The sequence below is a fragment of the Streptomyces rectiviolaceus genome, from assembly GCF_039533825.1.
Lineage (GTDB): Bacteria > Actinomycetota > Actinomycetes > Streptomycetales > Streptomycetaceae > Streptomyces > Streptomyces rectiviolaceus.
Genome location: NZ_BAAAUG010000208.1, coordinates 1 through 25374, shown reverse-complemented (window position 1 = coordinate 25374; position 25374 = coordinate 1). Strand labels below are relative to the sequence as shown.

Annotated in this window: 29 protein-coding genes; 19 read left to right on the top strand and 10 right to left on the bottom strand. The window is 69.9% G+C overall.

Going from position 1 to position 25374, the window contains the following annotated elements; genetic code table 11:
- Window positions 1-127: 127 nt before the first annotated feature.
- On the bottom strand, window positions 128-376 hold the full coding sequence (locus tag ABD378_RS41130) for a hypothetical protein (protein WP_344530074.1): 249 nt from the start codon (window positions 374-376) through the stop codon (window positions 128-130).
- Window positions 377-620: 244 nt separating this feature from the next.
- On the opposite strand from ABD378_RS41130, the gene ABD378_RS41125 reads away from it, so the two are divergent.
- From ABD378_RS41125 to ABD378_RS41080, 10 genes are all read left to right on the top strand, one after another.
- Window positions 621-2027 (top strand): family 2B encapsulin nanocompartment shell protein, encoded by a 1407-nt coding sequence (locus ABD378_RS41125; protein ID WP_344530072.1) that lies wholly within the window; start codon window positions 621-623, stop codon window positions 2025-2027.
- Window positions 2028-2123: 96 nt separating this feature from the next.
- Window positions 2124-3227, top strand: coding sequence for a family 2 encapsulin nanocompartment cargo protein polyprenyl transferase (locus ABD378_RS41120; protein ID WP_344530070.1), 1104 nt, complete (start codon window positions 2124-2126; stop codon window positions 3225-3227).
- A 296-nt stretch (window positions 3228-3523) separates the two neighbouring features.
- Entirely contained in the window at window positions 3524-4153 is a 630-nt protein-coding gene (locus ABD378_RS41115) for a GNAT family N-acetyltransferase (protein WP_344530068.1), read from the top strand.
- Between the two features lie 57 nt (window positions 4154-4210).
- Window positions 4211-4975 (top strand): ANTAR domain-containing protein, encoded by a 765-nt coding sequence (locus ABD378_RS41110; RefSeq protein WP_344530066.1) that lies wholly within the window; start codon window positions 4211-4213, stop codon window positions 4973-4975.
- Window positions 4976-5077: 102 nt separating this feature from the next.
- Complete coding sequence (locus ABD378_RS41105) at window positions 5078-5674, top strand: dihydrofolate reductase family protein (protein ID WP_344530064.1); 597 nt, start codon at window positions 5078-5080, stop codon at window positions 5672-5674.
- 44 nt (window positions 5675-5718) lie between these two features.
- Window positions 5719-5925 (top strand): hypothetical protein, encoded by a 207-nt coding sequence (locus ABD378_RS41100; RefSeq protein ID WP_344530062.1) that lies wholly within the window; start codon window positions 5719-5721, stop codon window positions 5923-5925.
- Window positions 5926-5971: 46 nt separating this feature from the next.
- A complete protein-coding gene (locus ABD378_RS41095) occupies window positions 5972-6580 on the top strand; it encodes a nucleotidyltransferase domain-containing protein (RefSeq protein ID WP_344530060.1) in 609 nt (202 codons plus the stop codon).
- 195 nt (window positions 6581-6775) lie between these two features.
- On the top strand, window positions 6776-7591 hold the full coding sequence (locus ABD378_RS41090; protein ID WP_344530058.1) for a hypothetical protein: 816 nt from the start codon (window positions 6776-6778) through the stop codon (window positions 7589-7591).
- A gap of 54 nt (window positions 7592-7645) precedes the next feature.
- Window positions 7646-8170 (top strand): hypothetical protein, encoded by a 525-nt coding sequence (locus ABD378_RS41085; protein ID WP_344530056.1) that lies wholly within the window; start codon window positions 7646-7648, stop codon window positions 8168-8170.
- Window positions 8167-9354 (top strand): HAD-IA family hydrolase, encoded by a 1188-nt coding sequence (locus tag ABD378_RS41080; RefSeq protein WP_344530054.1) that lies wholly within the window; start codon window positions 8167-8169, stop codon window positions 9352-9354. Before ABD378_RS41085 ends, ABD378_RS41080 begins: the two co-directional genes overlap by 4 nt.
- Window positions 9355-9406: 52 nt before the next feature.
- Here the strand turns inward: ABD378_RS41080 and ABD378_RS41075 are convergent, their stop codons facing one another.
- On the bottom strand, window positions 9407-9874 hold the full coding sequence (locus ABD378_RS41075) for a pyridoxamine 5'-phosphate oxidase family protein (protein WP_344530052.1): 468 nt from the start codon (window positions 9872-9874) through the stop codon (window positions 9407-9409).
- Window positions 9875-10005: 131 nt separating this feature from the next.
- Here ABD378_RS41075 and ABD378_RS41070 point away from each other — a divergent pair, with 131 nt between their 5' ends.
- Window positions 10006-10944 carry a sigma-70 family RNA polymerase sigma factor gene (locus ABD378_RS41070; protein ID WP_344530050.1) on the top strand — a complete coding sequence of 313 codons (939 nt, stop codon included), beginning with the start codon at window positions 10006-10008 and terminating at the stop codon, window positions 10942-10944.
- 7 nt (window positions 10945-10951) lie between these two features.
- On the opposite strand, the gene ABD378_RS41065 is transcribed toward ABD378_RS41070, so the two are convergent.
- Complete coding sequence (locus ABD378_RS41065) at window positions 10952-12973, bottom strand: GTP-binding protein (RefSeq protein WP_344530048.1); 2022 nt, start codon at window positions 12971-12973, stop codon at window positions 10952-10954.
- 226 nt (window positions 12974-13199) lie between these two features.
- On the opposite strand from ABD378_RS41065, the gene ABD378_RS41060 reads away from it, so the two are divergent.
- Window positions 13200-13493 carry a hypothetical protein gene (locus tag ABD378_RS41060; protein ID WP_344530046.1) on the top strand — a complete coding sequence of 98 codons (294 nt, stop codon included), beginning with the start codon at window positions 13200-13202 and terminating at the stop codon, window positions 13491-13493.
- 75 nt (window positions 13494-13568) lie between these two features.
- On the opposite strand, the gene sodN is transcribed toward ABD378_RS41060, so the two are convergent.
- Window positions 13569-13964: a superoxide dismutase, Ni gene (gene sodN / locus ABD378_RS41055; protein ID WP_160507177.1), complete on the bottom strand. Its 396-nt coding sequence runs from the start codon at window positions 13962-13964 to the stop codon at window positions 13569-13571.
- Between the two features lie 145 nt (window positions 13965-14109).
- On the opposite strand from sodN, the gene sodX reads away from it, so the two are divergent.
- Window positions 14110-14550, top strand: a complete 441-nt coding sequence (gene sodX / locus ABD378_RS41050; protein ID WP_344530131.1) for a nickel-type superoxide dismutase maturation protease — start codon at window positions 14110-14112, stop codon at window positions 14548-14550.
- Here sodX and ABD378_RS41045 read toward each other — a convergent pair.
- The gene (locus ABD378_RS41045; RefSeq protein ID WP_344530043.1) at window positions 14454-15083 is read right to left on the bottom strand and encodes a CGNR zinc finger domain-containing protein; all 630 of its coding nucleotides are present in this window, start codon (window positions 15081-15083) and stop codon (window positions 14454-14456) included. The two genes, sodX and ABD378_RS41045, sit on opposite strands and share 97 nt — an antisense overlap.
- 104 nt (window positions 15084-15187) lie before the next feature.
- Here ABD378_RS41045 and ABD378_RS41040 point away from each other — a divergent pair, with 104 nt between their 5' ends.
- Window positions 15188-15949 (top strand): class I SAM-dependent methyltransferase, encoded by a 762-nt coding sequence (locus ABD378_RS41040; RefSeq protein WP_344530041.1) that lies wholly within the window; start codon window positions 15188-15190, stop codon window positions 15947-15949.
- Window positions 15950-16011: 62 nt separating this feature from the next.
- On the opposite strand, the gene ABD378_RS41035 is transcribed toward ABD378_RS41040, so the two are convergent.
- From ABD378_RS41035 to ABD378_RS41025, 3 genes are read right to left on the bottom strand one after another with little or no spacing between them, the layout of a single operon-like run.
- A complete protein-coding gene (locus ABD378_RS41035; protein ID WP_386543923.1) occupies window positions 16012-16776 on the bottom strand; it encodes an amino acid ABC transporter ATP-binding protein in 765 nt (254 codons plus the stop codon).
- Window positions 16776-17714: an amino acid ABC transporter permease gene (locus ABD378_RS41030; RefSeq protein ID WP_344530039.1), complete on the bottom strand. Its 939-nt coding sequence runs from the start codon at window positions 17712-17714 to the stop codon at window positions 16776-16778. The genes ABD378_RS41035 and ABD378_RS41030 overlap by 1 nt, the downstream gene beginning before the upstream one ends.
- Before the next feature lie 35 nt (window positions 17715-17749).
- Window positions 17750-18712 (bottom strand): ABC transporter substrate-binding protein, encoded by a 963-nt coding sequence (locus ABD378_RS41025; protein WP_344530037.1) that lies wholly within the window; start codon window positions 18710-18712, stop codon window positions 17750-17752.
- Window positions 18713-19252: 540 nt separating this feature from the next.
- On the opposite strand from ABD378_RS41025, the gene ABD378_RS41020 reads away from it, so the two are divergent.
- The 4 genes from ABD378_RS41020 to ABD378_RS41005 all read left to right on the top strand — a co-directional run bounded on the left by ABD378_RS41020 (window position 19253) and on the right by ABD378_RS41005 (window position 22487).
- Window positions 19253-20467 carry an NAD(P)-dependent malic enzyme gene (locus tag ABD378_RS41020; RefSeq protein ID WP_344530035.1) on the top strand — a complete coding sequence of 405 codons (1215 nt, stop codon included), beginning with the start codon at window positions 19253-19255 and terminating at the stop codon, window positions 20465-20467.
- Window positions 20468-20637: 170 nt separating this feature from the next.
- Complete coding sequence (locus tag ABD378_RS41015) at window positions 20638-21603, top strand: zinc-binding dehydrogenase (RefSeq protein WP_344530033.1); 966 nt, start codon at window positions 20638-20640, stop codon at window positions 21601-21603.
- 108 nt (window positions 21604-21711) lie between these two features.
- Window positions 21712-21921, top strand: a complete 210-nt coding sequence (locus ABD378_RS41010; RefSeq protein ID WP_160507185.1) for a helix-turn-helix domain-containing protein — start codon at window positions 21712-21714, stop codon at window positions 21919-21921.
- Window positions 21921-22487 (top strand): Clp protease N-terminal domain-containing protein, encoded by a 567-nt coding sequence (locus ABD378_RS41005; protein WP_344530030.1) that lies wholly within the window; start codon window positions 21921-21923, stop codon window positions 22485-22487. Before ABD378_RS41010 ends, ABD378_RS41005 begins: the two co-directional genes overlap by 1 nt.
- Window positions 22488-22663: 176 nt before the next feature.
- Here ABD378_RS41005 and ABD378_RS41000 read toward each other — a convergent pair whose 3' ends face one another.
- Entirely contained in the window at window positions 22664-23737 is a 1074-nt protein-coding gene (locus ABD378_RS41000) for a PadR family transcriptional regulator (protein ID WP_344530028.1), read from the bottom strand.
- Between the two features lies 1 nt (window position 23738).
- Entirely contained in the window at window positions 23739-24614 is an 876-nt protein-coding gene (locus ABD378_RS40995) for a DUF4097 family beta strand repeat-containing protein (RefSeq protein ID WP_344530026.1), read from the bottom strand.
- 169 nt (window positions 24615-24783) lie between these two features.
- Here ABD378_RS40995 and ABD378_RS40990 point away from each other — a divergent pair.
- The coding region (locus ABD378_RS40990) for a hypothetical protein (RefSeq protein ID WP_344530024.1) at window positions 24784-25374 on the top strand (591 nt) is incomplete at its 3' end.

Genomic DNA, 25374 nt, shown 5'->3' with positions numbered 1-25374 from the left:
TTTGCGGAGCACGACGGCCGCCGGTCGCGGACCGTCTCGTATGTCCGCTTTTACCGGAACCACGGTGCCCGGACCAGGTGTTCGGAGGTATTCCGTCGCTGTTCGGGCACCGTGCGAGCCGATTTGGTCAGCCGCGGTGGTCGCCGCTGTGCAGGAACGCGTCGCCGTTCGTCGCGATGTGCGCCTCGAGCGCCTGCAGGGCCTGCTGCGTGGCCTCGGGCGTGCCCGTGCCGTGCTGCTGGGCGTAATACGCCGCGCCCAGCTTCTTCAGGAGGTCGCCGCCCGTGCGCTGCGCCTGGACCTCGTCGATCTTCTGCTTGCCCTGGGTGAGTCCGCGCTGCGCCTGTTCCTTGGCGCGATCCAGGAAGCCTGCCATTGCCGTCTCCTACGGATTGGTGCGGATTGGTGCATATCTGTACGAAGGGTATCGGCCGTTGTGTCCTGTTCAACGGATGCGCGGATCTTGGAGTTCCCCGCCCCCGGCAACCCCGTTCCTGGTACGCGGGTGAGTGCCCCGTCTCGCCTGATCCATTCCCGCTCGTTTGTGTAATGGCGCCGGCACTCACCGTGCTGGAAAGGTTGTCGGCGCAGATCAGCGCTTGATCGGGAGGGCATTGCCAATGTCGGTAGGCGAAGAGATCCGTGCAGAGCAGTCCGAGCCGCAGCAGAGCTTGGGTACATCGGCCGCGCGGAATCTGGCCACCACCACCAAGTCCGCGCCGCAGATGCAGGAGATCAGCTCCCGCTGGCTCCTGCGGACGCTGCCGTGGGTGCAGGTGCAGGGGGGTACGTATCGAGTGAACCGGAGGTTGAGCTACTCGGTCGGTGACGGCCGGGTGACGTTCGTGAAGACCGGAGACCGGGTGCAGGTCATCCCGGCGGAGCTCGGCGAGCTGCCGGTCCTGCGGGACTACGAGGACATCGAGGTCCTGGGGGAGCTGGCCCAGCGCTGCCAGCAGCGGGAGTTCGCCGCAGGGTCGGTGATCACCTCCTTCGGCAGCCAGGCCGACGAGGTGTACCTGCTCGCGCACGGCAGGGTCGAGAAGATCGGCACCGGGCCCTACGGAGACGACACGGTCCTCGGGTCGCTCGCCGACGGTGCCTACTTCGGCGAGCAGGCACTGCTCGACCCGGAGGCCATCTGGGAGTACACGACGCGCGCGGTGACCGCGTGCACCGTGCTCACGCTGCCGCGCCAGGACCTGGAGCAGGTCGCGGAGCGCACGGACTCGCTGCGCGAGCATCTCCGGCGGCTGCGGGCCATCCCCGCCCAGCGGACGAACAGGTTCGGCGAGGCACCCATCGACCTCTCCGCGGGCCACATCGGCGAGGCCGTGCTGCCGGGCACGTTCGTCGACTACGAATCGGCGCCGCGTGAGTACGAACTGAGCGTCGCCCAGACCGTTCTGCGCATCCACACGCGCGTGGCCGACCTCTACAACCAGCCGATGAACCAGACCGAGCAGCAGCTGCGGCTCACGGTCGAGGCGCTCAAGGAGCGCCAGGAGCACGAGCTGATCAACAACCGCGAGTTCGGGCTGCTCAACAACTGTGAGTACGAGCAGCGGCTGCAGCCCCACGACGGCGTGCCGAGCCCGGACGACATGGACGAACTGCTCAGCCGCAGGCGGGGGTCGAAGCTCTTCCTGGCCCACCCGCGCGCGATCTCCGCGTTCGGCCGCGAGCTCAACAAACGCGGGCTCGTGCCGGAGACCATCGACATGGGCGGCCACCGCATCCCCACCTGGCGCGGGGTGCCGATCTTCCCGTGCAACAAGATCCCGGTCACCGAGGCCCGCACCACCTCGATCATCTGTATGCGTACGGGCGAGGAGGAACAGGGCGTCGTCGGCCTGCACCAGGTCGGCATCCCGGACGAGATCGAGCCGAGCCTGTCCGTGCGCTTCATGGGGATCAGCGAGCAGGCGATCATCTCGTACCTCGTGTCTACGTATTACTCCGCGGCGGTCCTTGTGCCGGACGCGCTGGGCGTGCTCGAGAACGTCGAGATCGGCCGCTGGCGATGAGGCCGTGTCTGTGGGCGCGGCGCCGGGTACACCCCTTCCGTACGCGCCCGCAGGCCCAGGAACCGCCACCGTCCGCATCCTCTCCGGGGTGAGTCCATGACGGACACGACGACGGACGTGACGGAGCACGACGAGTACGACGAGTACGGCGAGCACGACGAGCACGACGAGCACGCGGGGCCCGAGTCGCCCGAAGCGGCGGAGATCCTGGCATCGGCGCGGCTGTGCGTCGACCCGGAGCTGCGCCGGGCGATCGACTCGCTGCCGGGAGCGATGCGCCGCATCGCGCGCTACCACTTCGGATGGGAACACGCGGACGGCTCACCGGCGGCCGGGCACGCGGGCAAGGCGATCAGGCCCGCGCTCGTGCTCGCCGCGGTGCGGGCGCTCGGCGGGGATCAGGCCATGGCCGTCCGTGCCGCGGCAGCGGTGGAGCTGATCCACAACTTCACCCTGCTGCACGACGACGTCATCGACCGCGACGCCACCCGCAGGCACCGGCCCACCGCATGGACCGTGTTCGGCGAACCCGACGCGATCCTGGCCGGTGACGCGCTCCAGGCGCTGGCGCAGCTGCTGCTCGCCGAGGACCCGCACCCCGGGGCCCCGGCGGCGGCCGCCCGGCTCGCCTCCTGCGTGGTCGAGCTCTGCGCGGGCCAGCAGGCGGACGGCGCGCTCGAGCGGCGCGGCCCCGACGAGGTCACGCTCGACGAGTGCCTCGCCATGGCTGAGGCCAAGACGGGGGCGCTGCTCGGCTGCGCCTGTGCGCTGGGGGCGCTGTACGCGGGGGCGGGGCGCAGCGAGGTGGAGGCGCTCGACGGGTTCGGCCGTGAGGCGGGGCTCGCCTTCCAGCTCATCGACGACGTGATCGGCATCTGGGGCGATCCGGGGCACACGGGCAAGCCGGCCCGTGCCGACCTCGCGGCCCGCAAGAAGTCCCTGCCGGTGGTCGCGGCGCTGGCCTCCGGCACCCCGGCCGCCGCCGAACTGGCCGAGCTGTACGGACGTCCGTCGGCCGACGGCGACCTGGACCGCATGGCGCACGCCGTCGAGACGGCGGGCGGCAGGGACTGGGCGCTGCTGCACGCGGGCGACCGGATGTCCCGCGCGATCAACCAGCTCGCCGGCGCGGTGCCGGTCCCGGAGGCGGCGGGCAGCCTGCTGGCACTCGCGGAGTTCGTGACGCGGCGTACGCACTGAACGTACGGAGCATTACGGGGGCGGACGAAGACGTACGGCGACGTACGAAGACGTGTGGAGAGGAGACCGATCCGACAAGACGGGCCGAACAGGACGGTCGGACGCGACCAACAGGACGGTCGGACGTGACCGAACAGGACGGTCGGACGCGACCGACGGGCCCCGCACCCTGCCGATATCCGGCCGGGGTGCGGGGCCCGCCCGTGTGCCGGGGCCCGATCGCTTAGGCTGCACCCGAAGCAACCGGTGGGGCGTTACGGGCAGTTGAGCATGGTCGAGGGGCAAAGGGGCGGGCTGTGGGCGTAGTCATCCGGAGGGCCGGGGAGAGCGACAGAGCGGACGTGGTCCGGCTGCTCGACGAGGCGTTCCGAGACGATCCGGTGAGCGGCTGGGTCTTCCCCGAGGAGGAGCACCGCCGCAGCAGGCACGGCGCTCTGATGGACGCCTTTCTCGACCTCGCGCTGAGCCTGGGCCACGTAGACCTCGCGGAGGACGGCTCGGCCGTCGCGCTGTGGTGGTCCGTCCCCGCGGGTGAGGACGAGGGCGCGGAAGAAGGGCCCGCGCAGCTGCGCGCGGCCGTCGACCCGGACAACGCGCGGGTCGAGGAGATCGGCAGGCTGACCGGTGAGGCGCACCCGACCGACCGGCCCCACCAGTATCTGCACATGATCGGCGTGAGCCCGGAGCGGCAGGGCGAGGGGCTCGGCTCGGCGCTGATCGGAGCCGTACTCGAACGCTGCGACCGCGAAGGGCTGCACGCCTATCTGGAGGCGAGCAGCAGCCGCAGCCGCGCGCTGTACGCACGGCTCGGGTTCCAGTTCACCGGAAACGCCATCGATCTGCCGGACGGCCCGCACCTGTGGCCGATGTGGCGGGAGCCCCGGCCGTTCGGCACAGACGGTGGCGGCACCGGCCGATTCGCATAAAGTCGTCAAAGCGCCGCTGTGTTGTCCGTAGACACAACGAAGGGGGGGACGAGCCTGATGTCCCATGAAATGACCCGAGAGGTGTCCGGCGACACGTCCCGCGAGCGACTTCTGGCGGAGGCATTCGTGGACCTGGCCGACTCCTTGACCGACGATTTCGACGTCGCCGAATTTCTGCAGAGCCTGGCCACACGCTGTGTGGAACTGCTCGGCGTCTCGGCCGCGGGTGTCCTGCTGACGGATCCCGAGGGCGAGTTGAGGCTCGTCTCGGCGTCCGGCGAGCACGCCTGGGTGCTCGATCTGTTCGCCCTGCAGCAGGAAGAGGGGCCGTGCCTGGACTGCTACCGCTCCGGCACGGCGCACGCGAACATCGCACTCGGCGGGCCGCAGGCGACCACCGCCTGGCCGCAGTTCGCGACGCGCGCCCGGGAGGCCGGCTACGAGATGACGCAGGTGCTGCCGCTGCGCCAGGGCGATCAGGTCCTCGGCACGCTGAATCTGTTCCAGGCGAAGCGGACGGTCCTTGGCCCCGACGAGATCGCGCTCGCGCAGGCCCTCGCGGATGTCGCGACGATCGCGATACTCCACCGGCGTTCGCTGGAGCAGAGCGAGATGCGGCGCGGTCAGTTGCAGGAGGCGCTCACCAGCCGGGTCGCCATCGAGCAGGCAAAGGGTGTGCTCGCCGAGCGCTGGAAGTGCACGGTCGACGAGGCGTTCGAGGCGCTGAGGCGCCATGCGCGGGCGAACCGGCTGCGGCTCTCGGAGTGTGCTCAGCAGGTGGTGGCGGGGGAACTCGACACGGAGGGAATCCGCCGGGGGTGACGCGGTGGTTCCACTGGCTCCACCCCCTCGGCGCCGCGCCCCTCAGCGCCCTCCCTGCCGCGACCCAGAACACGAAGAAGCGAATCCGAGTCAGGAGCCCCCTTGCGAAAGCTCACCTACTTCGTCGCAGTGTCGATCGACGGCTTCATCGGTGACCGGAGCGGCGACGCGGAATCCTTCATGCCGTTCGTGGACGAGGAGTTCCTGGAGTTCCTCAAGGCGGAATATCCGGAGACGATTCCGACCGAGGGGCGCCGGATGCTCGGTCTCCAAGACCTGGAGAAAAAGCATTTCGACACGGTCGTCCAGGGCAGGGGCAGCTACCGGCTCGCCCTGGACGCCGACATCACGAGCCCGTACGGGCACCTGCGCGAGTACGTGGCGTCCACCACCCTCGACAAGTCGCCCGACCCGAACGTCGAGATCATCTCCGGTGACCTGGTCCGCAAGATCCGCGAACTCAAGCGGGAGGACGGCGAGTTCGGCATCTGGCTGTGCGGTGGCGCGAAGGTCGCGGGGGAGCTGCGGGACGAGGTCGACGAGCTGGTCGTCAAGACGTACCCGGTGCTTCTGGGGACCGGCATGCCGATGTTCGGCGGAGACCCGGACGCGGCGAGCGTGATCAGTGAGTTCGCGCTCGACGCGTCCCGGGTCTTCGGGAACGGCGTCGTCGTGCGGACGTACCGCAGGAAGCGCTGACGGCTGGGCTTTCCGGCCGGGGCGACCCGCCCTACCCTGAACATATGGGCAGCGATGGAAGCCGGTCCGGCCCCCGCCCGCAGCGCGAGCCGGTGTGCGCGAGCTGCGGACGGCCTGTCGGTACGGCCATCAAGCGGCGCAAGGTGCTCGGGGCGTACGTCCCTGTGTGGGGCCCCGGCCCTTGCCACAACCCGCAGTGCGAAGCGTGCGTCGAGTCGGAGCCCGCACCCGCGCGCTCCGACGACGACTGAGGCACGAGGCCCTGGTGGACTCGGCGCTGAGGGTGTGACGGCGACGATGCGTACCGAGACGCCATGGGGGCCGTGGGAACCGGACCCGCTCGCCGAGGTCGCCGCCCGGTTCGCGCAGGCGCGCGTCCCGTGGTGGATCGCCGGTGGGTACGCGCTGGAGCTGGCCGCCGGTCACGCCTTCCGGGAGCACGCGGACATCGACGTGTCCCTGCTGCGCCGCGATCAACTCGCCGTGCAGGAGGTGTTGCCGTCGTGGGAGTGGTGGGCCGCCGATCCGCCGGGGACGCTGCGGCGTTGGCTGCCGGGGGAGGTGCTGCCGCCCGGCGTGCACGACATCTGGTGCAGGCCGGGCGAGAGGGAGCCCTGGCGCGTTCAGTTCATGCTGGAGGAGTCCGAGGGGCCTGTCTGGGTGTCGCGCCGTGACCCACGGGTGCGGCGGCCCGTAGAAGAGATCGGCCTGGTCGGCGCGGACGGCGTCCCCCGCCTGGCCCCGGAGATCCAGCTCCACTACAAGGCGAAGTCGCCCCGGCCCAAGGACGAGCAGGACTTCGACGCGCTCCTGCCCGTGCTGTCCGAGCCCCAACGGGCCTGGCTGGCAGGGGCTGTTGAGGGAACGTACGGTCCGCACCCCTGGGCCGCCCGGCTGCGGGGCTGATACGGGGCTGATGCGGGGCGGGAGGTATGGTCCGACGGTTCCGGTACGTGAGTCGCCTGGGGAGGGGACGGACTGATGGGGCTGCGGGGGATGACGCGGTGGGCGGTGACCCGGTGGGCTGTTGCGGGTCTTGTGGCCGTGGGGCTCGCTGGGTGCGGGTCCGATGCGTCGGGGAGAGGCGAGGGCGATCCCGGTGTGCCCTCCGTGAAGGCGGACGAGGATCTGCCTGAACTTCCCCTGGAACGCTATGAGTTCAGCACACGGGACAATCGGCGCCACACAGAGGCGCAGGCGCGCATGGCGCGGAGCTGCATGCGCAAGCTCGGCTTCGAGGACTTTCCCCTCCATCCGAAGCAGCCGCAGGGATCGGTGACGCTGAACGCGGTGGCGATGTCGTCGTATCCGTACGGGCCGCTCGACCTCGACAGCGCCCGCCGCTGGGGCTACGGCTGGGACCCGGAGCTGTCCCCGGCCGATGGAGCACGGCATGAGGGCCGCGCCATGACGGCGGACGAGCACAAGGCGATGTACGGACTGAGCCGCGAGCCCGCCGAGGGCTGCGCGCGCAGCGGCACCGAGCGCCTCACCGAAGGCGTACGGGACAAGCGGCGCATGTGGACGTATGCCCCCGGGCGGAGCCGGAGCCTGGACAAGGCCGTCGCCGAGGACAAGCGGGTGCGCGAGGCCCTCGACACCTGGTCCGACTGCGTGGAGAGCAAGGGCGCCAAGCGCTACAAGACCCCGGGCGACGCGTTCCGGGACAAGGCGTGGCACCGCGGGAGCGACCGGGGCGGCAACACCGGCCAGACGAAGAAGGAGCTTGCCACGGCGACCGCCGACGTCGAGTGCAAGCGGGAGCACAACACGGCCGGTGTCTGGTGGGCGGTTCGCGAGGAGAAGCAGCGCGCCGATCTGGCCCGCCACAAGGACGTGTACGAGGCCGTGCGCGCGGACCAGGACCGGGTGCGGGCCAATGTGAGGCGGGTGCTCGGCGGCGCGCATCCCCGGTGAGCGGTAGCCCACATCCGCATCACAAGGAGCATCGGTCATCTGCATCATGGGCTCATGGACATGATCGGGCTGGATCAACTTCCGTCGGCCGTCGATGCCGGGCAGCTGCTCGCGCTCGCCGACGGCTATCACGCGCGCACCGCACGGCCCCTGGGCGTCCGCGAGGCCGGCGGGCATCTCGTGAAGGCGTACGCCGTCGAGGCGCCGGGGCGGAAGGTGACCGGGCGGTACGAGGAATCGGCGCTCGCGCTCGCCGGGGCGCACCTGGGGCTCGGCCGTGCCCGTGGGTCGGCCGGTCTCGCCGTGCTGATCGTGCACGCGGGCGGTGACGGGGACTACGTCCTCGTGCAGAGCTGGATCGAGGGCTACATGTCGGACCTCGCGGTCTTCGTCGGGCCCGCCGGGCACCCCGGTGAGCTGCGGCCGGGACGCGCCGGTCTCGCGCCCTGCGTGTGGGAGGCCGCCGTGCTCACGCACGAGCGGGACGCGTACGTGCGGTGCGTGCTCGACGGGGGCGGGAGCCTCGCGGAGCGGCTCACCGCGTGGGGCCAGGACGTCATCGAGGGGGACCTGCGATGACGTACGAAGGATCGCCCGCCCGGAAGAAGGGATCGCCCGCTCAGGAAGGATCGCCCGCGCAGAGCGGCGAAGAGCCCGGCGGGCAGCACGGTGAAGCCCCCCGCGTCCGCCACGCCCGCCCCGCCGACCTTCCCCGCGTCGTCGAACTCGTCGCCGAGCACGCCGCGTACGAGAAGGGAACGCCGCCCGCCCCCGGCCTGGAAGAGCGCCTGGCCGCCCTGCTCTTCGGGGTGCCTGACCCGCGCCTGCGCTGCCTGGTGGCCGAGCTGCCCGGTGGCGAGGTCGTCGGCTATGCCACCTGCGCGCCGGAGATCTCCACCTGGGACGGCTCCGAGTACCTGCACATGGACTGCCTCTTCCTGCGTGACGGTCACCGGGGTCTCGGCCTCGGCGAGCTCCTGACGGACGCGGTGGCGGCCCTGGCCCGTGCGCTCGGCCTCACCGAGGTCCAGTGGCAGACGCCCGCGTGGAACGAGGGCGCGATCCGCTTCTACGGCCGGATCGGCGCCGAGGCCAAGGAGAAGCTGCGCTTCGCCTGGCAGGTGCCGCCGCTGCTGCCGCCACCACCGCCGCTGCCGTTCGACGCCGTGCTCTCCGATCTCGACGGCGTGATCCGCTTCTACGACATGTCGGAGATGGAGGCGATGGAGCGCGCCGCCGGTCTCCCCCACGGCAGCACCGCCGAGATCGCCTTCGCGCCCGAGACCGATCTGCCGCTGATGCTCGGGCGCAGCGGCAAGGAGGAGTGGGTGGAGGCGATCGCGCGCGGCCTCGCGGACCGGGTGCCCTACGAGCGCGGGCACGCCCTGGGCACCGCGCTCGCCGAGGCGAGGTTCTCCGCCGACGCCACCGTGGTGGACCTGCTCCGGCGGGCCCGCGCCCACCTGCACGTGGCGCTCGTGACGAACGCGACCCCCTGGCTCGACGACGACCTGGCCGAGCTCGGCATCGCCGACCTCGCGCACACCGTGGTCAGCAGCGCCGGCGTCGGCATCGTCAAGCCCGACCGCCGGATCTACGAGATCGCCGTGGAGCGGGCAGGGGTCCCGGCCGAGCGCTGCCTGTTCGTGGACGACCGCAAGGAGAACGTGGACGCGGCGGTCGCGCTCGGCATGGTGGGGCTGCACTACACGGGCCCCGAGGATCTGCGGGAGGCGCTGGCCCCGGTGCTCGGCCGGGGCTGACCCCGGCCGGATCTCTCGTCGCCTTGCCCATCACCTCCGTCGTAGAGCCCGGCTACCGCACCGTCCACCGCCCGCCCGCCATCAGCTCCCTGCCCTTCAGCTCGTCGGCCTCGCGCCAGGCCTGGAGCCGCTGCGGGGTGATGCGGAAGTAGGTGTAGACGGTGTCGAGCTTGCGCGGGTCGAAGCCCGTCTTCTCGGCGAAGGCGTCACCGGCCTCTGCGGTCAACTCGCCCTCGCCGAGGGCTCGTACGTCCCCCTCGATGAGAATGACGTCGCGGGTCGGCCCGACGCCGACCCGCGCCTTGCCGGTCGCCCGGAGGTTGCGGCCGGTGACGCTGGCATCGGGCGTGGCCACCAACAGGCTCTCGCCGTCCCAGAGGAAGGACAGCGGGATGAGATACGGGGTCCCGCCGTCCGCGTCGGCCGTGGCCACCCACACGTCGACGTCGTGGGTGAGGCGGTGCAGGGCGTCCAGCTTGCGCTGCTCGGGCGCGCGGGGTCCTGTCGTCTCCGTGCTCATGCGCTCTGTCCCGACGTCCGGCGCGAGATGCGGGCGGCCGGTGTGGCGTACGCGTTCATTACTGTTCTCCTCCAAGTGCGCTGAAACGGTGCGTCACTTCCATGACGGATCGCGACGAGGGAATGTGACAGATGGACCATAACGAAGCAGCGGTGGGCCAGAACGAAGCAGCGGTTGACCAGAACGAAGCGCTGGCGGCCCGCTTCGAGGAGCACCGGCCGCATCTGAAGGCCGTCGCCTATCGCATGCTCGGCTCGCTCAGCGAGTCCGATGACGCGGTCCAGGAGTCCTGGATCCGGCTCAGCCGCGCCGACACCGGCGAGGTGGCGAACCTGGGGGGATGGCTGACGACCGTCGTCGGCCGGATCTGCCTCGACATGCTGCGTACGCGGCAGTCGCGGCGCGAGGAGTCCCTGTCCCTCTCGATGGACACGCATGTGCCGGACCCGGTGGTGAGCTGGGGGGACGTCGTCGACCCCGAGCAGGAGGTGCTGCTCGCCGACTCGGTCGGCCTCGCGCTCCTCGTCGTGCTCGAGACGCTGGCGCCCGCCGAACGTCTCGCCTTCGTGCTGCACGACATGTTCGCCGTGCCCTTCGACGAGGTCGCCCCCATCGTGGAGCGCACCCCGGCCGCGACCCGCCAGCTGGCGAGCCGGGCACGCCGCCGGGTGCAGGGATCGGCGCCCACCCCCGACAACGACCCCGTACGTCAGCGCGAGGTCGTCGGAGCCTTCCTCGCCGCCGCGCGGGGCGGCGACTTCGACGCGCTGCTCGAACTGCTCGACCCGGACGTGGTGCTGCGGGCCGACACCGGCGAACTCGCCTCCGGGCTCTCGAAGTTGGTGCGCGGCGCGAAGACGGTCGCCGGACAGGCTGCGATGTTCTCGAAGGGGGCGCCGACCACCGAGCTGGCGTTCATCAACGGCCGTGTCGGTGTGGTCGGCGTGCCGGGCGGCGAGGTCGTCTCGGTCATGGAGTTCACGATCACCGACGGGAAGATCGTGGAGCTCAACATCCTCGTCGACCCCGCCCGCGTACGGGGTTTGGGCCTCCCCCCGTTCCGCGCCTGAGGCGGGCTCAGCGCCTGACGCCCGCCACCTCCCGCAGGTACTCCTTGCGGCAGAGCGGATTGCGGTCGGTGCGCGGCCGGTCCGGGGCCTCGCCCCGGACCGGCTGGTACCGCTCGAAGGCGGACTCCAGCTCGCCCTCGCCGCGCGTCAGCGAGGGCAGCAGCTGCTCCAGCTCGTGCACGCGGGCCGCGGGGATCTCGCCCTCGACCACGTACGAGGCTCCGCGCGCCGTCTGGGTGTGCGGGACCGCCCGCAGCCGGGAGAGCGCGGGCAGGAGCTGCCCGAACACGTCGTCCGGGACGCTGAGCCAGAAGCGGTGCAGCGGCTCGTGCACCTCGGTGCCGGCCCGCCGCAGTGCGCTCAGCAGGACCAGCGGGGTCAGCTGCCGGAAGTCCCCTGCCGTGCTCGACATGCTCTTGTCGAACGTGCCGTGCGCGTGGCTCTGGCGGGGCCAGTACCCGGAGTGCGTCATGGTGACGACGCAGTCGCCGACGTCCCACCCATGGACCCCCTGCAGCAGCGTCTCCCGCACGGTCTCCTCGACGGCGCGGAAGAACGCGTACGGCATCGAACCGAGCTCGACCTCCAGGCGGAACTCCACGCCGGAATCCGGCGGACCGGGATCGACGCGCAATCCGACGGTGGCCAGGAAGGGGTTGTCGTCCTTGTCGATGATTTCGTACGCGGACCCGCTTCCGGTCACGCGCTCCACGCAGATGGTCGTGGTCTCGCGGAATGCGACGTCAATTCCGTATTCATCGAGGAGAGTCGCCTGGATGACTTCCTTCTGGACCTCGCCGTACAGCGATACGTAGACCTCCTGACGGAGATCGTCCTGCCGCAGATCGATCAGCGGGTCCTGCTCGGCGAGCTGGGCGAGCGCGAGATGCAGTGCGCCTCTGTCACCGGGGCGGGTGGGGACGACGACGGTTTCCAGGGTGGGCGGTGAAAAGTGGTGCCGACCGTCTCCGCCCTTTCTCCCCTCCGGGTCCGGTACGCCGACGACATCACCGATCCGGATGTCGCCGAGCCCCCACAATCTCCCGATCTGCCCGGCGCGAACCCCCTCACGCGTGACGTCGGACCCGCGGTCGAAGACGCTGACCGCGGTGACCTTGCCCTCGCGTCCGCCGCCGAACGGCAGCCGGTCCCGTGTGCGGACCGTCCCCGCGAACATCCGGACGTACGCGATCTTCTCCCCGGCGTCCCCGCGCTCGACCTTGAAGACGGTGCCGGAGGCCGGGGCGTCCGCGTCGCCGCCCTGGGAGGGCAGCAACTCCCGGATGCCCGCGATGAGTTCGCCGACACCCGCGCCGGTGGCGGCCGAACCGAAGAACACCGGGTGCACCAGCGCCTGCTTGGTCTGCGTGCCGAGTTCGCCGCGCAGCCGCCGGTAGGAGAGCCCCGCCTCGTCGTCGACGTACGCGGAGAGCAGGGCGTCGTCGTGCGCGGCGAGCGCGTCGACGAGGCGGGTGGTGAAGGAGGTGTCGCCGCCGTCGAAGGGCACGAAGGCCCCGTCGCGACCGCCGAGGCCGCGAGTCGTTCCCATGGGCACGATGTCCGGGACGAGCCGCTCCGAGATGTCACGCAGCAGACCCTCGTGGCGCGCGCCGCGGCGGTCGATCTTGTTCACGAAGACGAGCGTGGGAATGCGGAGGCGCCGCAGCGTCCGCATGAGGACGCGGGTCTGCGCCTGCACGCCCTCGACCGCGGAAATGACGAGTACGGCGCCGTCGAGCACGCTCAACACCCGTTCCACCTCGGCGATGAAGTCCGGGTGGCCGGGGGTGTCGATGAGATTGACGGTGACGTCGTCGACGGCGAAGGAGACGACGGCGGATTTGATCGTGATTCCGCGCTGCCGTTCAAGGGCAAGCGAATCGGTCTGGGTGTTCCCCGCATCGACGCGACCGATCTCGTCGATGACACCGGCGGCGTGCAGAAGCCGCTCGGTCAGGCTGGTCTTCCCGGCGTCAACATGCGCCAGGATCCCCAGGTTCAGGGTGTTGGACGTGCTCGACGTATGCACGGAGTGTCATGTCCTCTGGGTTGATGGCGATTCCCTTCTGGTTGGACATGAACAAACGGCGCATTACGTCTCCTTGACCGGTCGAGGTGTGCGACAAGTGCAGCAGGGGGCGGTGCGGGGCGGCAACCGATTTAACGGGCGGCGGGAGAACGTGGCGGCCGACTACTGAGGGTGCGGATGCGGGCCAGGGCTTTCGGCGGGATCCTTGGAAGGAGGAGTGAGTGCCATGAGGGTCATGTTGAGAGCGCATCTGGACACACAGATCTCGAACGAGGCGATCAAGAACGGCACACTGCCGAAGCTGATGCAGGCGGTGTCTGAGCAGCTCAAACCCGAGGCGGCGTACTTCGGCCCCAGCGAGGGCGGGCGGGCCGCCACTTTCGTCTTCGACATGCAGGACAGCTCGCAGATGCCGTCCATCGCCGAGCCGTTCTTCCTGGAGCTCGGCGCGAAGATCGAGATCTATCCGGTGATGAACGCCGAGGACCTGCAGAAGGGCCTTGCGGCGCTGCGGGGATGACACAACGCCGAGAGCACCCGGCTCCGCGCGGATGCCGGGTGCTCTCTGATGTGCGAAAGGGCTGACCGCCAGGGGTCAGGCCTTCTTGGTCTCCCAGAAGATCTTGTCGATCTGGGCGATGTAGTCCAGCGCCTTCTGGCCCGTGGCCGGGTCCGACGAGCCCTTGGCGGCCGAGAGGGCCTTCAGGGTGTCGTTGACCAGCTGGTGCAGCTCCGGGTACTTCTCGAAGTGCGGGGGCTTGAAGTAGTCGCTCCAGAGCACCGACACGTGGTGCTTCGCGAGCTCCGCGCGCTGCTCCTTGATGCCGATGGCGCGCGTCTGGAACTGCGCGTCGTCGTTGGCGGCCATCTTCTCCTGCACGGCCTTGACCGACTCCGCCTCGATGCGGGCCTGGGCCGGGTCGTACACGCCGCAGGGCAGGTCGCAGTGGGCGCTGACCTTTACCTTGGGGGCAAACAGGCGGGAAAGCATGTAGCTGTCCTTCCTCGTGATCGTCTTCTCAGGTGGGACATTACTCCGTGAGAGACGGGTTTTCTCGAGTGCCCCCATGGGCTTAGGACAAAAGTCCAGGGTCAGACTGGGACTCGTGGAGGATAGGACCGGGGAGGTGCCGGTGATGCCGGAGCCGTCGCAGGAGAGCGAACGCAGAAGGGCCATCGTGCCGTTGGGAGCGGCCGAGGTGACCGGCCCTTCGATGGTGCCCACGCTTTACCACGGGGATCGCCTGGTGGTGCAGTGGGGCGCACGGGTCCGAGCGGGTGATGTGGTGGTGATCCGCCATCCGTTCCAGCAGGACCTGTTGGTCGTCAAGCGCGCAGCCGAGCGGCGCGAGGGCGGCTGGTGGGTGCTCGGGGACAACGCGTACGCGGGAGGGGACAGCACGGACTACGGCACGGTGCCCGAGGAACTCGTCCTGGGGAAGGTGTGGTTCCGCTACCGCCCGCCCCCGTTCGGGTCCGGTCAGCGCTCGCCGTTCACCCTGCTGCGCTGGGCGGTCTCGGCCGCGCGGCCGGTGCTGGCCGACCGGTCCGTCTCCAGGCGCTTGCGGGCGCGGTAGGCGGCGACGTTGGCGCGGGTCGCGCAGCGGTCCGAGCAGTAGCGTCGGGAGCGGTTTGTCGACGTGTCGAGATAGGCGTTGCGGCAGGGCGCTGCCTCGCACAGGCCGAGGCGGTCGACGCCGTGCTCGGTGAGATGGAAGGCGAGGCCCATCGCGGCGATCGCGGCGTACCCGGACGTCGCGTTCGACGGGTGGTCCGCCAAGTGCATGTGCCACAGCGGGTTGCCCTCGTCGTCGCGGTCGTCGTGGCCCGAGATCTGCGGGCTGACCGGGAACTCCATGAGCAGTGAGTTCAGCAGGTCGACCGCGAGGGTCTCGTCGCCGCCGTCGGCCGCCTCGAACACCGCCCTGAGCCTGGCCCGCACCGAGCGGAAGCGGGTGACATCGGAGTCCGTGGCGCGGCGTGCCGCCTGCGAGCCGCCTCCGAACAGTTCACGGATCGCATCGACCGACGTCAGCGTGTCCTTGTTGCGGCCCGGCTCCTCGCTGTTGACGAGACGTACGGCGTAGTCCGAGTAATAGGCCAGTTCCACTTGTAGTCCTTACCGGGGCGGGCTATCTTCGTCAGGTGCGTGAGTAACGGTTGCGCGTGCTTCGAGGGTATTACGAGAGCGTATTACGTACTGGAGGACTTCTGATGACGGAAACGGTGTCCGGAACCGACTGGCGCGCCTGGCAGGACAGCTGGGACCGGCAGCAGGAGTGGTACCTGCCCGACCGCGAGGAGCGGTTCCGGGTCATGCTGGACATGGTCGAAGCCGTCGCCGGCACCGAGCCGCGCGTCCTCGACCTCGCGTGCGGTACGGGGAGTATTACGGACCGGCTGCTCAAGAGGTTCCCGAACGCGGTCAGCACGGGCGTCGACCTCGACCCCGCGCTCCTCGCCATCGCCGAGGGCACCTTCGCGGGGGACGACCGCGTCACGTTCGTGACCGCCGACCTCAAGGACCCCGAGTGGACGGCGCAGCTCCCGTACGACTCGTACGACGCCGTCCTGACCGCCACCGCCCTGCACTGGCTGCACAGCGAACCCCTGACCACCCTCTACGGCCAGCTCGCGGGACTCGTCAGGGACGGCGGCGTCTTCATGAACGCCGACCACATGCCCGACCCCGCGACGCCCCGCCTGAACGACGCCGACCGGGCCCAGCGGCATGCGCGTATGGATGCCGCTAAGGCCGAGGGCGCCGTGGGCTGGAAGGACTGGTGGCAGCTTGCCGCCAAGGACCCGGTCCTCGCCGGGCCCACCGCCAAGCGCTTCGAGATCTACGGCGACCACGCGGACGGCGACACCCCGCCGCCCGAGTGGCACGCGCGGACGCTGCGCGAGGCGGGCTTCGGCGAGGCGCGGACGGTGTGGTCGTCGCCGTCGGACGCGATGGTGCTCGGCCTCAAGTAGCACAGCACGAAGGGGCGGTACGGATCGTGGATCCGTACCGCCCCTTTCACGTGGTGTACGCGTTACAGAACCTTCGACAGGAACGACTGCGTCCGCTCGTGCTGCGGGTTGGTCAGGACGTCGCGGGGGTGGCCCGATTCGACCACGACGCCTTCGTCCATGAAGACGAGGCTGTCGCCGACCTCGCGGGCGAAGCCCATCTCGTGGGTGACGACGATCATCGTCATGCCGGACTGGGCGAGGTCGCGCATGACGTCCAGGACGTCACCGACCAGTTCCGGGTCGAGGGCGGAGGTCGGCTCGTCGAAGAGCATCAGCTTGGGTTCCATCGCCAGTGCGCGGGCGATGGCCACGCGCTGCTGCTGGCCGCCGGAGAGCTGGGAGGGGTAGTTCTTGGCCTTGTCGGCCAGGCCGACCCGTTCCAGGAGCTGTCCGGCGCGTGCCTTGGCCGCCGACTTCGACTCGCCCTTGACCTGGACGGGGGCTTCCATGACGTTCTCGAGGGCGGTCAGGTGGGGGAAGAGGTTGAAGCGCTGGAAGACCATGCCGATGTCGCGGCGCTTGAGGGCGACTTCGCTGTCCTTGAGCTCGTAGAGCTTGTCCCCCTTCTGCCGGTAGCCGACCAGTTCCCCGTCGACGTAGAGCCGGCCGGCGCTGATCTTCTCCAGGTGGTTGATGCAGCGCAGGAACGTCGACTTGCCGGAGCCGGAGGGGCCGATGAGGCAGAACACCTCACCGGACTTGACCTCCAGGTCGATGCCCTTGAGGACCTCGACGTTGCCGAAGGACTTGTGGACGCCTTCGGACTTCACCATGTGCGTCGTCATCAGTGACCAGCTCCCGCGCGGTTGCCCAGCGACAACATATTGGCCTTGATCTTCTGGAACGGGGTGTCGGGCAGGGCGCGTGAGGAGCCGCGTGCGTAGTAGCGCTCCAGGTAGAACTGTCCGACGCTGAGGATCGACGTCATGATCAGGTACCAGGCCGCCGCAAGCAGCAGGGTCTCGACCGTGGCGCCGGAGGAGGTGCCGATGTCCTGGGCGTAGCGCAGCAGTTCGAAGTACTGCACGGCGGCGACCAGGGAGGTGGTCTTGAGCATGTTGATGACTTCGTTGCCGGTCGGCGGCACGATCACGCGCATCGCCTGGGGCAAGACGACGCGGCGCAGGGTCTTGCCGTGGCTCATGCCCAGCGCCTGGGAGGCCTCGGTCTGGCCCTCGTCGACCGAGAGCAGGCCGGCGCGGCAGATCTCGGCCATGTAGGCGGCCTCGTTGAGGCCCAGGCCCAGCAGCGCCGTCAGGAACGGCGTCATGAAGTCCGACCACTCGTCCTTGTAGACGGGGCCCAGGTTGACGTACTCGAAGACGAAGCCGAGGTTGAACCAGATGAACAGCTGGACCAGGACCGGTGTGCCGCGGAAGAACCAGATGTAGAACCAGGCGATCGAGGAGGTCACCGGGTTCTTCGACAGGCGCATCACCGAGAGGATGATGCCGCCGACCACGCCGATGAGCATCGACAGGATGGTCAGCAGCAGCGTCTCGCGCACGCCCTTGAGGATGCGCTCGTCGAAGAAGTTGTCGGGGATCGCGTTCCAGTTGATGTCGCCCTGGGCGAACGCGTAGACGATCGCGGCGAGCGCACCGATGGCGATGAGTGCGGAGACGTAGCGGCCGTAGTGGCGGACCGGGATGGCCTTGATGGCCTCGGGGCGGGAGGAGGGGGGTGTGTCCTCCGGGCCCTTCTTGGAGATGTCGCTAGTCACGAAGGTGGCCTTTCAGCGGCGGGACGGTTGCGCGGTCACTTGCCGCCGTTGATCTGGGCTTCCTTGACCGAGCCGTCCTCGACGCCCCACTTCGAGATGATCTTGTCGTAGTCGCCGTTCTTGATGATCGCATCCAGTGCGGCCTTGATCGCGTCGCGCAGCTCGGGGTTCTTCTTGGAGACCGCGATGCCGTACGGGGCGGCCTCGACCTGCTCGCCGACCAGCTCGAAGTCCTTGCCGCCGCCCGAGGTCTTGACCGCGTACGCGGCGACGGGGAAGTCCGAGGAGCCCGCGTCCGCGCCGCCCGAGCGCAGCCGCGTCTGGGCCTGCTGGTCGTTGTCGAAGGACTCGATGGCGATGTCCTTGCCGCCCTTGCACTTCTTCGACTCGGCCTTGGCCAGGTCGTGCGAGACGGTGCCGCGCTGCACCACGATCTTCTTCCCGCACAGGTCGGACCAGGTCTTGATGGACTGGTCGTCGCCCTTCTTGGTGTAGATCGAGACGCCCGCGGTGAAGTAGTCGACGAAGTCGACGCCCTCGCCGATCTTCTTGCCGGTCTCCTCGTCGATACCTTCCTGGCGGTTCTTGGTGTCGGTCATCGCCGACATCGCGAGGTCGTAGCGCTTGGAGCGCAGACCGCCCAGGAGGGTGTCGAAGGTGCCGTTGTCGAACTGGAACTTCACGCCGAGCTGCTTGCCCAGCGCGTCGCCCAGGTCCGGGTCGATGCCGACGGTCTTGCCGGACTTGTCCTTGAACTCGACCGGCGGGTAGGCGATGTCCGAACCGACCTTGATGACACCCGCGTCCCGGATGTCCTTGGGGAGCTTGTCGGCGAGCGGCGCGTTGCTCACCTTCTCGCCGCCCTCGTCCTTGCTCTTGGTCTGGTCACCGCAACCGGTCAGCAGCAGCGCGCCGGCGACCGCGATCGCGCCGACCGTGGCCATCCGGGACTTCGCGGACTTACCGGCGGTGGTACGACAGATGGAGCGTGCGGTCATGAGGGTCCTCCGGCGGATGAGGGAGTTGCCGAGCGGTCGTGCACACACCTTCGGGTGTCGCGACCTCGTGTGATGACGGCATCTTGCCATTCGGACCGTCCGATTCTGGGTGCCAGAGATGTCAAAATCGGATAACGGGTGACCCTGGGACCCACTCAGGCCAGGACAACCGGGCCGTACCGGCCTGGAACGAAGTACCGCCATTTGAGATCTTCGGTCAATCTCGGGTGAATCTCGCGATGTGGACCGGCGACGTGAGCTCTGCGGAAAATTCGGGCATGCGCCCGTCGTCGGCTCTTGTTGGACCACTACAAGGACCACGGGCACGTCAGGTAACCAATCCCACTCGCCCGTGGCCAGCGCCGTCAGGTAGAAAGGTGCGTTACACCCCTCATCCGGGGCCCGGAGCGCGTGTGCGGCGCGCTCGCGTGTCTGTACCTCCCTCCGCCGACAGGCGGGGAACAGACGCGGTGCCCGCCCACTTCTCAACCAGGAGTGGACACCCTCAACTGATGATTTAAGACTTAAGGGGTAAGACAAGTGGCAGCGGAGATCGTCAATCCTCGCAGCGACAGCAGTACGGGTCACGAAGGCGCTGAAGAGCCCTTCGATCCGGCGTTCGCGCTGCACCGTGGCGGCAAGATGGCCGTGCAGGCCACTGTGCCGGTGCGGGACAAGGACGACCTGTCCCTGGCGTACACGCCTGGCGTCGCGAAAGTGTGCACCGCGATCGCCGAGCAGCCGGAGCTGGTGAACGACTACACATGGAAGTCGAACGTCGTGGCCGTGGTCACCGACGGCACGGCCGTGCTCGGCCTCGGTGACATCGGCCCCGAAGCCTCCCTCCCGGTGATGGAGGGCAAGGCCATTCTGTTCAAGCAGTTCGGCGGCGTGGACGCGGTTCCGATCGCGCTCGCGACGACGGACGCGGACGAGATCGTCGAGACCGTGGTGCGCATGGCGCCGTCCTTCGGTGGCGTGAACCTCGAGGACATCTCGGCGCCGCGCTGCTTCGAGATCGAGCGCAAGCTCCAGGAGCGGCTCGACATTCCCGTCTTCCACGACGACCAGCACGGCACGGCGGTCGTGACGCTCGCCGCGCTGCGGAACGCGGCGCGGCTGACCGGGCGCACGCTCGGCGAGCTGCGTGCCGTGATCTCCGGCGCGGGTGCGGCCGGGGTCGCCATCGCCAAGTTCCTGCTCGAGGCGGGCCTCGGCGATGTGGCGGTCGCGGACCGCAAGGGCGTCGTGAGCCGGGACCGGGACGACCTCACCCCGGTCAAGCGTGAGCTCGCGGAGATCACCAACAAGGCCGGGCTCAGCGGTTCGCTGGAGAGCGCGCTCTCGGGTGCCGATGTGTTCATCGGCGTCTCGGGCGGCACCGTCCCCGAGCCCGCGGTCGCCTCCATGGCGCCGAACTCGTTCGTGTTCGCCATGGCCAACCCGAACCCCGAGGTGCACCCCGACATCGCCCACAAGTACGCGGCGGTCGTCGCGACCGGGCGTTCGGACTACCCGAACCAGATCAACAACGTGCTCGCCTTCCCCGGCATCTTCGCGGGCGCGCTGCAGGTCCGGGCGTCGCGGATCACCGAGACGATGAAGATCGCCGCCGCGGAGGCGCTGGCCGGTGTGGTGGGCGATGAGCTGTCCGCCGATTACGTGATCCCCTCGCCGTTCGACGAGCGGGTCGCACCGGCTGTCACTGCTGCCGTGGCCGCGGCCGCGCGTGCCGAGGGCGTTGCCCGCCGCTGATTTTCTCTGGCCCCTGGGCCTTGGGCCCCGTCACTGTGGCGGGGCCCAACGCTTTCCCACCCGCCCACCCGTTCTGTCGCATGAACGGGTGGGCGTGCTCGTGGAGCGGGACGCGTGTCACAGGGGCTGCTGGTTACGTGCGGGTAGGGCGCGCGCCTATCGTCTGCCACATGTTCGCTGCCTACGCCGCCCGCATCGACCGTGACCAGCCGCTCAGTGGCCTCGAGTTGGGGGAGCGTCCCGCCCCCGATGCCAGGCCCGGCTGGTCGACCGTGAACGTCCGGGCCGCCTCCCTCAACCATCACGACCTGTGGTCCCTGCGCGGGGTCGGTCTCCCCGAGGGGAGGCTGCCGATGATCCTGGGCTGTGACGCCGCGGGGATCGACGAGGACGGCAACGAGGTCGTCCTGCACTCCGTCATCGGCCAGACCGGGTACGGGGTCGACGCCGGCGAGGGCCGCTCGATCCTCACCGAGAAGTACCAGGGGACGTTCGCCGAGCAGGTCTCCGTGCCCACGTGGAATCTGCTGCCGAAGCCGAAGGAGCTGTCGTTCGCCGAGGCGGCCTGTCTGCCGACCGCGTGGCTCACCGCGTACCGCATGCTCTTCACCAATGCCGGTGTACGCCCCGGGGATTCGGTCCTCGTCCAGGGAGCCGGTGGCGGCGTCGCCACGGCCGCGATCGTGCTCGGCAAGGCGGCGGGGCTCCGGGTCTTCGCCACGAGCCGCGACGAGGCCAAGCGGAAGCGGGCCCTGGAGCTCGGTGCGGTCGAGGCCGTCGAGTCCGGCGCGCGGCTTCCTCAGCGGGTGGACGCCGTCATCGAGACGGTGGGGGCGGCGACGTGGTCGCACTCCATCAAGTCCCTCAAGCCGGGCGGCACTCTGGTGATCTCGGGCGCGACGAGCGGGGACCGGCCCTCGCACGCGGAGCTGACCCGGGTCTTCTTCCTGGAGCTGAAGATCGTCGGTTCGACGATGGGGTCCAAGGACGAACTGGAGGACCTGCTGTCCTTCTGCGCCGCCACGGGCGTACGTCCCGTCATCGACGAGGTGCTGCCGCTGGACCGGGCACGCGAGGGCTTTGAGCGCATGGAGTCCGGCGAGCAGTTCGGCAAGATCGTGCTCGAGGTCGGCTGACCGCGGGCCGCTGCGGTCAGGCATCACGCCGGACACCGCCTTCACCCTTCACCTCACCTATGTCAACTGTGGTTGACATCCACTCCCTGTCAACGTAAGTTGACGTGCATGACCGAAGCTACGGATCTCGCCGAGCGTGCGGGTGACCGTGACCCACGAGTCGGACTGCGGGCCGTCTCCGCGCTGCGGAGGCTGGTGGAGCAGTTGGAGGCCGTGCAGGTGCGCAGTGCGCGTCAGCAGGGCTGGTCGTGGCAGGGGATCGCCGCGGAGCTCGGAGTGAGCAGGCAGGCCGTGCACAAGAAGTACGGGAGGCAGTGATGTTCGAGCGGTTCACGAAGGACGCCCGCGCCGTGGTCAAGGGTGCGGTCGAGCATGCCGAGGGCGAGGGTGCGGGATCCGTCGACGACGGGCACATGCTGCTCGCGCTGCTCGACCGCGAGGCGAGCCGGGCGTCCTTCGCCCTGGCCTCGCTCGGGGCCACGCGCCGCCGGGAATCGATCGAGGACGCGCTGGGTGAGGCGCGGCGCCGCGGGGGCCTCTCGCAGGCCGACACGGAGGCGCTGGCCGGGCTCGGTATCGACGTGTCCGAGATCGTCTCCCGGGTCGAGGAGAGCCACGGCGTGGGCGCGTTGGCGGGCGGCGGGCGCAGGGCCGGGCGTCCGGGCCGGGGCTGGAGCGGGCACCGGCCCTTCACCCGCGAGGCCAAGGACACCCTGGTGAAATCCCTGCGCATGGCCACCGCGCGCAGGGACCGGCAAATCGGCGACGAGCACATCCTGTTCGCCCTGACGGTCCGCCCCGGACTCGTCAGCGAGGTCCTCGCGGATCATGGCGTGACGCACGAGGCGGTGGAGAGGGTCCTGTACGGCGGGGGCGCCGAGTAGGCGGGGCGTTGTGGCGCCGAGCGGACTCGGCGCCACAACACCCCGCCGGGCCCGAAGCTTTGGTGCGCGCCGGGGCAGGCGGGATTGCGTCGTGGGGCTGAGTGCCGCGCGTTGTGCAGGGCCCTGACGTCCCCCCTGGGCGGCGGTGGTGCGCTGCCCTCTGCCGACCGCTCAGGTCACCGCTTCGATGTGCGCAGTGTCGCGGCGATGTGGGCCGCCGCCGAAGACAAGTGGCGGCGGGCGTCGCGGAGTTGGTCCTCCGTCACGCCCTGGTCCCGGGCCGCGTCACGGATGTCGTCGCGGAAGCGGTCCAGAAGGCGGTCCAGGTCGCGAGCCGGATGGCCGGTGGTGTCCTCCTGGGCCCAGTCAGGGACGTACTCCGTGGGGACCTCGTCCTCGCGGGCAGCCGTGAACTTGGGCTCCTCGGCGGCGGGCCGCGCGCCCTTGCGGCCGAAGTCCTTGCCCACATCCTTGCCGAACTCGCCGAACTCCTTGGCCAGTTCCGTAAGCCCCTCGCGGACCCCCGTCGGCCAGTCGCCCCGCGTGAAGTGTTCCTGCACCTGGTCCTGGACGCGCCGTGCGATGCGCTGCACCTCGTCCTGCACCTGGGCGCGCGCCGTCTCCTGCGCGTCCTGGGCCTGGCGGCGGGCGCGCTGGGCGTCCTCACGGGCTCTGCGGGTCTCGTCCTTCGCGCGCCGTGCCTGTTCCTTCCACTCCTGCTTGGCGCGCTTGAACTCCTCCTTGGCCTGGCGCCAGCCCTCCTTGTCGCCCCAGGAGCCGTCGAAGAAGTCGGCGGGGTCGGGGAAGCCCTTGCCGGCACCGGCCCCGGCACCGTTCTTGCCCTCGGGTGTGCCGCCGGATGCGCGCGCCTCCTTGGCCGCCTCCCGCATCTCGCGGCGCAGCTCACCGGCCGCGCCCCGCACGCCGTCCCGGATCTCGGCGGCGAGCTCGGCGACGGAATCGCGGATCTCCAGCTCCAGGTCGGCCAGCTCACCGCTGCGGTCGGCCAGTTCGGCGCGGCCCGCGTCCGTGATGGCGTACACCTTCCGGCCGCCCTCCGTGGTGTGCGTGACCAGGCCCTCGGCCTCCAGCTTCGCCAGGCGCGGGTAGACCGTCCCCGCCGAAGGTGCGTACAGCCCCTGGAAGCGCTCTTCCAGGAGGCGGATCACCTCATAGCCGTGGCGCGGGGCCTCGTCGAGGAGCTTCAGCAGGTACAGGCGCAGTCGGCCGTGGGCGAACACGGGGGCCATTTCAGAGCACCTTCTTGTCGGTCGGGGCGGCGTCGTCGGTCGGGGGGACCGCGTCGTATGGATCTTCCTCCCTCGGCGGCCTGCGCAGCAGCGCGATGGCCCCCGAGACCGTCGTCGCCTTGAGCTTTCCGCTGCCCGAGCCCAGGCGGCCGGTGATCCTCTTCGCTCCCCACTGGCCGCTGACCCGCAGGTCCTCGAACGCGTTGGACACCGCGCCGCTCGCGGTGTTCGCCTCCACGTCCGCGTCCGTCGGATGGGGCAGCCGGATCGCGATCTCGCCCGAGACGCTCGTCAGGCCGATGTCGGTCGGGGCGCCCGCCGGGTCGAGGTCCACGATCATCGAGCCGCTCACCGATTCGGCCCGAACGGAGGATCCCGCACCCTCGAAGACGGTCAGGTCACCGGAGACCGAGTTGAACCGCAGATCGCCGGTGATGCCCTGCGCCTCCACGCTGCCCGAGACCGTGTCGGCGCGGACCGGGCCCGAGAGGCCGACGAGGGTCGTGTCGCCGGTGACGCCCTTGACCTCCGTGCGCCCCTCGACCCCCGAGACCACGGCCCCGGCCCCGACGACGCCCACCTCGACGCGGGTGCCCGCCGGGACGGCCAGGGAGACCACGACACTGCGACGCCAGCCCTTGCGGTCGAGCCACTTGAGGAAGCCCTTCCAGGGCAGGTCGTCATACGCGACCGACAGGATGCCGTCCGACTGCGTGACGGTCAGCGGCGGCCCCTCGATCTCGGAGACCTCGAGCCGGGCGGAAACTTCGTCGGTGCCCACGACGTTCACTGTTCCGTTGACGACGCGCACATGGAGTGTCGTCACGGGGGCGTCGAACGTGAGCTTCTGGGGCTCGGCGACGGACCACTCTGACATCGGGCTGACCTCCTCGGACGAGCTGGGCTGCGGTGGGCGGGAGGGCCGGGGCCCGGATCGCAACGCGCCATATCGCGTCTCTGAGATACACGATATATCGCGGTAACGGAAAGTCAAGACACCGTCGCTTCTCTGCGCTAAATATGGTGATTTGACCTAGCGTGGGGCCATGTCGTCCGAAGCTTTCGAGCACGCCGCCGCCGGTGCGCTGCTGCTCTGCCGGGCCGAACCCGACGTGGTCGAGCCCGCCGCCCGCCTGTTGCGCGAACGGATGCTGCTCGCCGAGGCGGGGCACGAGTGGAGCGTGCTCGTGCCCGAGGGCAAGCCCTGGCTGCACGGTGACGAGCCGGTGGACCGGGTCCTCACGGGGTGGGCCACCGCCCTCGCCGTCGGGTCGACCTGGCCGGTGCTCGCGCTGTGGTGGGACTCCGACCGCTCCGGCTGCACCCTCGCGGCGGGCTTCCGGCGCACCGTCGAATACGTGTGGCTGGCGAACGGGACGCCTGTCGGTGAGGACGAGGCGCTGCGCACCTTCGCCGCGCGGCTCGGCCTCGACCCCGTCCTGGACATGCAGTCCCTTGAGGCCCTGGGGCGCCCCGATACGGAGGCCGACGCCCGCGCACGTCTCCTTGGGCTGCTCGCCGTTCTCGCGCGGGCAGGGGTGGCGCTGCCGGCCGGCCTCGGCCCCGGGGAGCCCGCGGACCGGCTGCGCGCGGTGGCGCGGGTGGTGCCGGGTGTGCGGGAGGTCGAGTGGTCGGGG

What these genes read in the sequence shown, in the direction of transcription:
- ABD378_RS41125 (WP_344530072.1), top strand. Translation starts at nt 621, where the DNA reads ATGTCGGTAGGCGAAGAGATCCGTGCAGAGCAGTCCGAGCCGCAGCAG.
- ABD378_RS41085 (WP_344530056.1), top strand. Translation starts at nt 7,646, where the DNA reads ATGGACATGATCGGGCTGGATCAACTTCCGTCGGCCGTCGATGCCGGG.
- ABD378_RS41005 (WP_344530030.1), top strand. Translation starts at nt 21,921, where the DNA reads ATGTTCGAGCGGTTCACGAAGGACGCCCGCGCCGTGGTCAAGGGTGCG.
- ABD378_RS41010 (WP_160507185.1), top strand. Translation starts at nt 21,712, where the DNA reads ATGACCGAAGCTACGGATCTCGCCGAGCGTGCGGGTGACCGTGACCCA.
- ABD378_RS41025 (WP_344530037.1), bottom strand. Translation starts at nt 18,712, where the DNA reads ATGACCGCACGCTCCATCTGTCGTACCACCGCCGGTAAGTCCGCGAAG.
- ABD378_RS41040 (WP_344530041.1), top strand. Translation starts at nt 15,188, where the DNA reads ATGACGGAAACGGTGTCCGGAACCGACTGGCGCGCCTGGCAGGACAGC.
- ABD378_RS41130 (WP_344530074.1), bottom strand. Translation starts at nt 376, where the DNA reads ATGGCAGGCTTCCTGGATCGCGCCAAGGAACAGGCGCAGCGCGGACTC.
- ABD378_RS41070 (WP_344530050.1), top strand. Translation starts at nt 10,006, where the DNA reads ATGGACCATAACGAAGCAGCGGTGGGCCAGAACGAAGCAGCGGTTGAC.
- ABD378_RS41120 (WP_344530070.1), top strand. Translation starts at nt 2,124, where the DNA reads ATGACGGACACGACGACGGACGTGACGGAGCACGACGAGTACGACGAG.
- sodX (WP_344530131.1), top strand. Translation starts at nt 14,110, where the DNA reads ATGCCGGAGCCGTCGCAGGAGAGCGAACGCAGAAGGGCCATCGTGCCG.
- ABD378_RS40995 (WP_344530026.1), bottom strand. Translation starts at nt 24,614, where the DNA reads ATGTCAGAGTGGTCCGTCGCCGAGCCCCAGAAGCTCACGTTCGACGCC.
- ABD378_RS41110 (WP_344530066.1), top strand. Translation starts at nt 4,211, where the DNA reads ATGTCCCATGAAATGACCCGAGAGGTGTCCGGCGACACGTCCCGCGAG.
- ABD378_RS41080 (WP_344530054.1), top strand. Translation starts at nt 8,167, where the DNA reads ATGACGTACGAAGGATCGCCCGCCCGGAAGAAGGGATCGCCCGCTCAG.
- ABD378_RS41015 (WP_344530033.1), top strand. Translation starts at nt 20,638, where the DNA reads ATGTTCGCTGCCTACGCCGCCCGCATCGACCGTGACCAGCCGCTCAGT.
- ABD378_RS41075 (WP_344530052.1), bottom strand. Translation starts at nt 9,874, where the DNA reads ATGAGCACGGAGACGACAGGACCCCGCGCGCCCGAGCAGCGCAAGCTG.
- ABD378_RS41000 (WP_344530028.1), bottom strand. Translation starts at nt 23,737, where the DNA reads ATGGCCCCCGTGTTCGCCCACGGCCGACTGCGCCTGTACCTGCTGAAG.
- ABD378_RS41100 (WP_344530062.1), top strand. Translation starts at nt 5,719, where the DNA reads ATGGGCAGCGATGGAAGCCGGTCCGGCCCCCGCCCGCAGCGCGAGCCG.
- ABD378_RS41060 (WP_344530046.1), top strand. Translation starts at nt 13,200, where the DNA reads ATGAGGGTCATGTTGAGAGCGCATCTGGACACACAGATCTCGAACGAG.
- ABD378_RS41095 (WP_344530060.1), top strand. Translation starts at nt 5,972, where the DNA reads ATGCGTACCGAGACGCCATGGGGGCCGTGGGAACCGGACCCGCTCGCC.
- sodN (WP_160507177.1), bottom strand. Translation starts at nt 13,964, where the DNA reads ATGCTTTCCCGCCTGTTTGCCCCCAAGGTAAAGGTCAGCGCCCACTGC.
- ABD378_RS41035 (WP_386543923.1), bottom strand. Translation starts at nt 16,776, where the DNA reads ATGACGACGCACATGGTGAAGTCCGAAGGCGTCCACAAGTCCTTCGGC.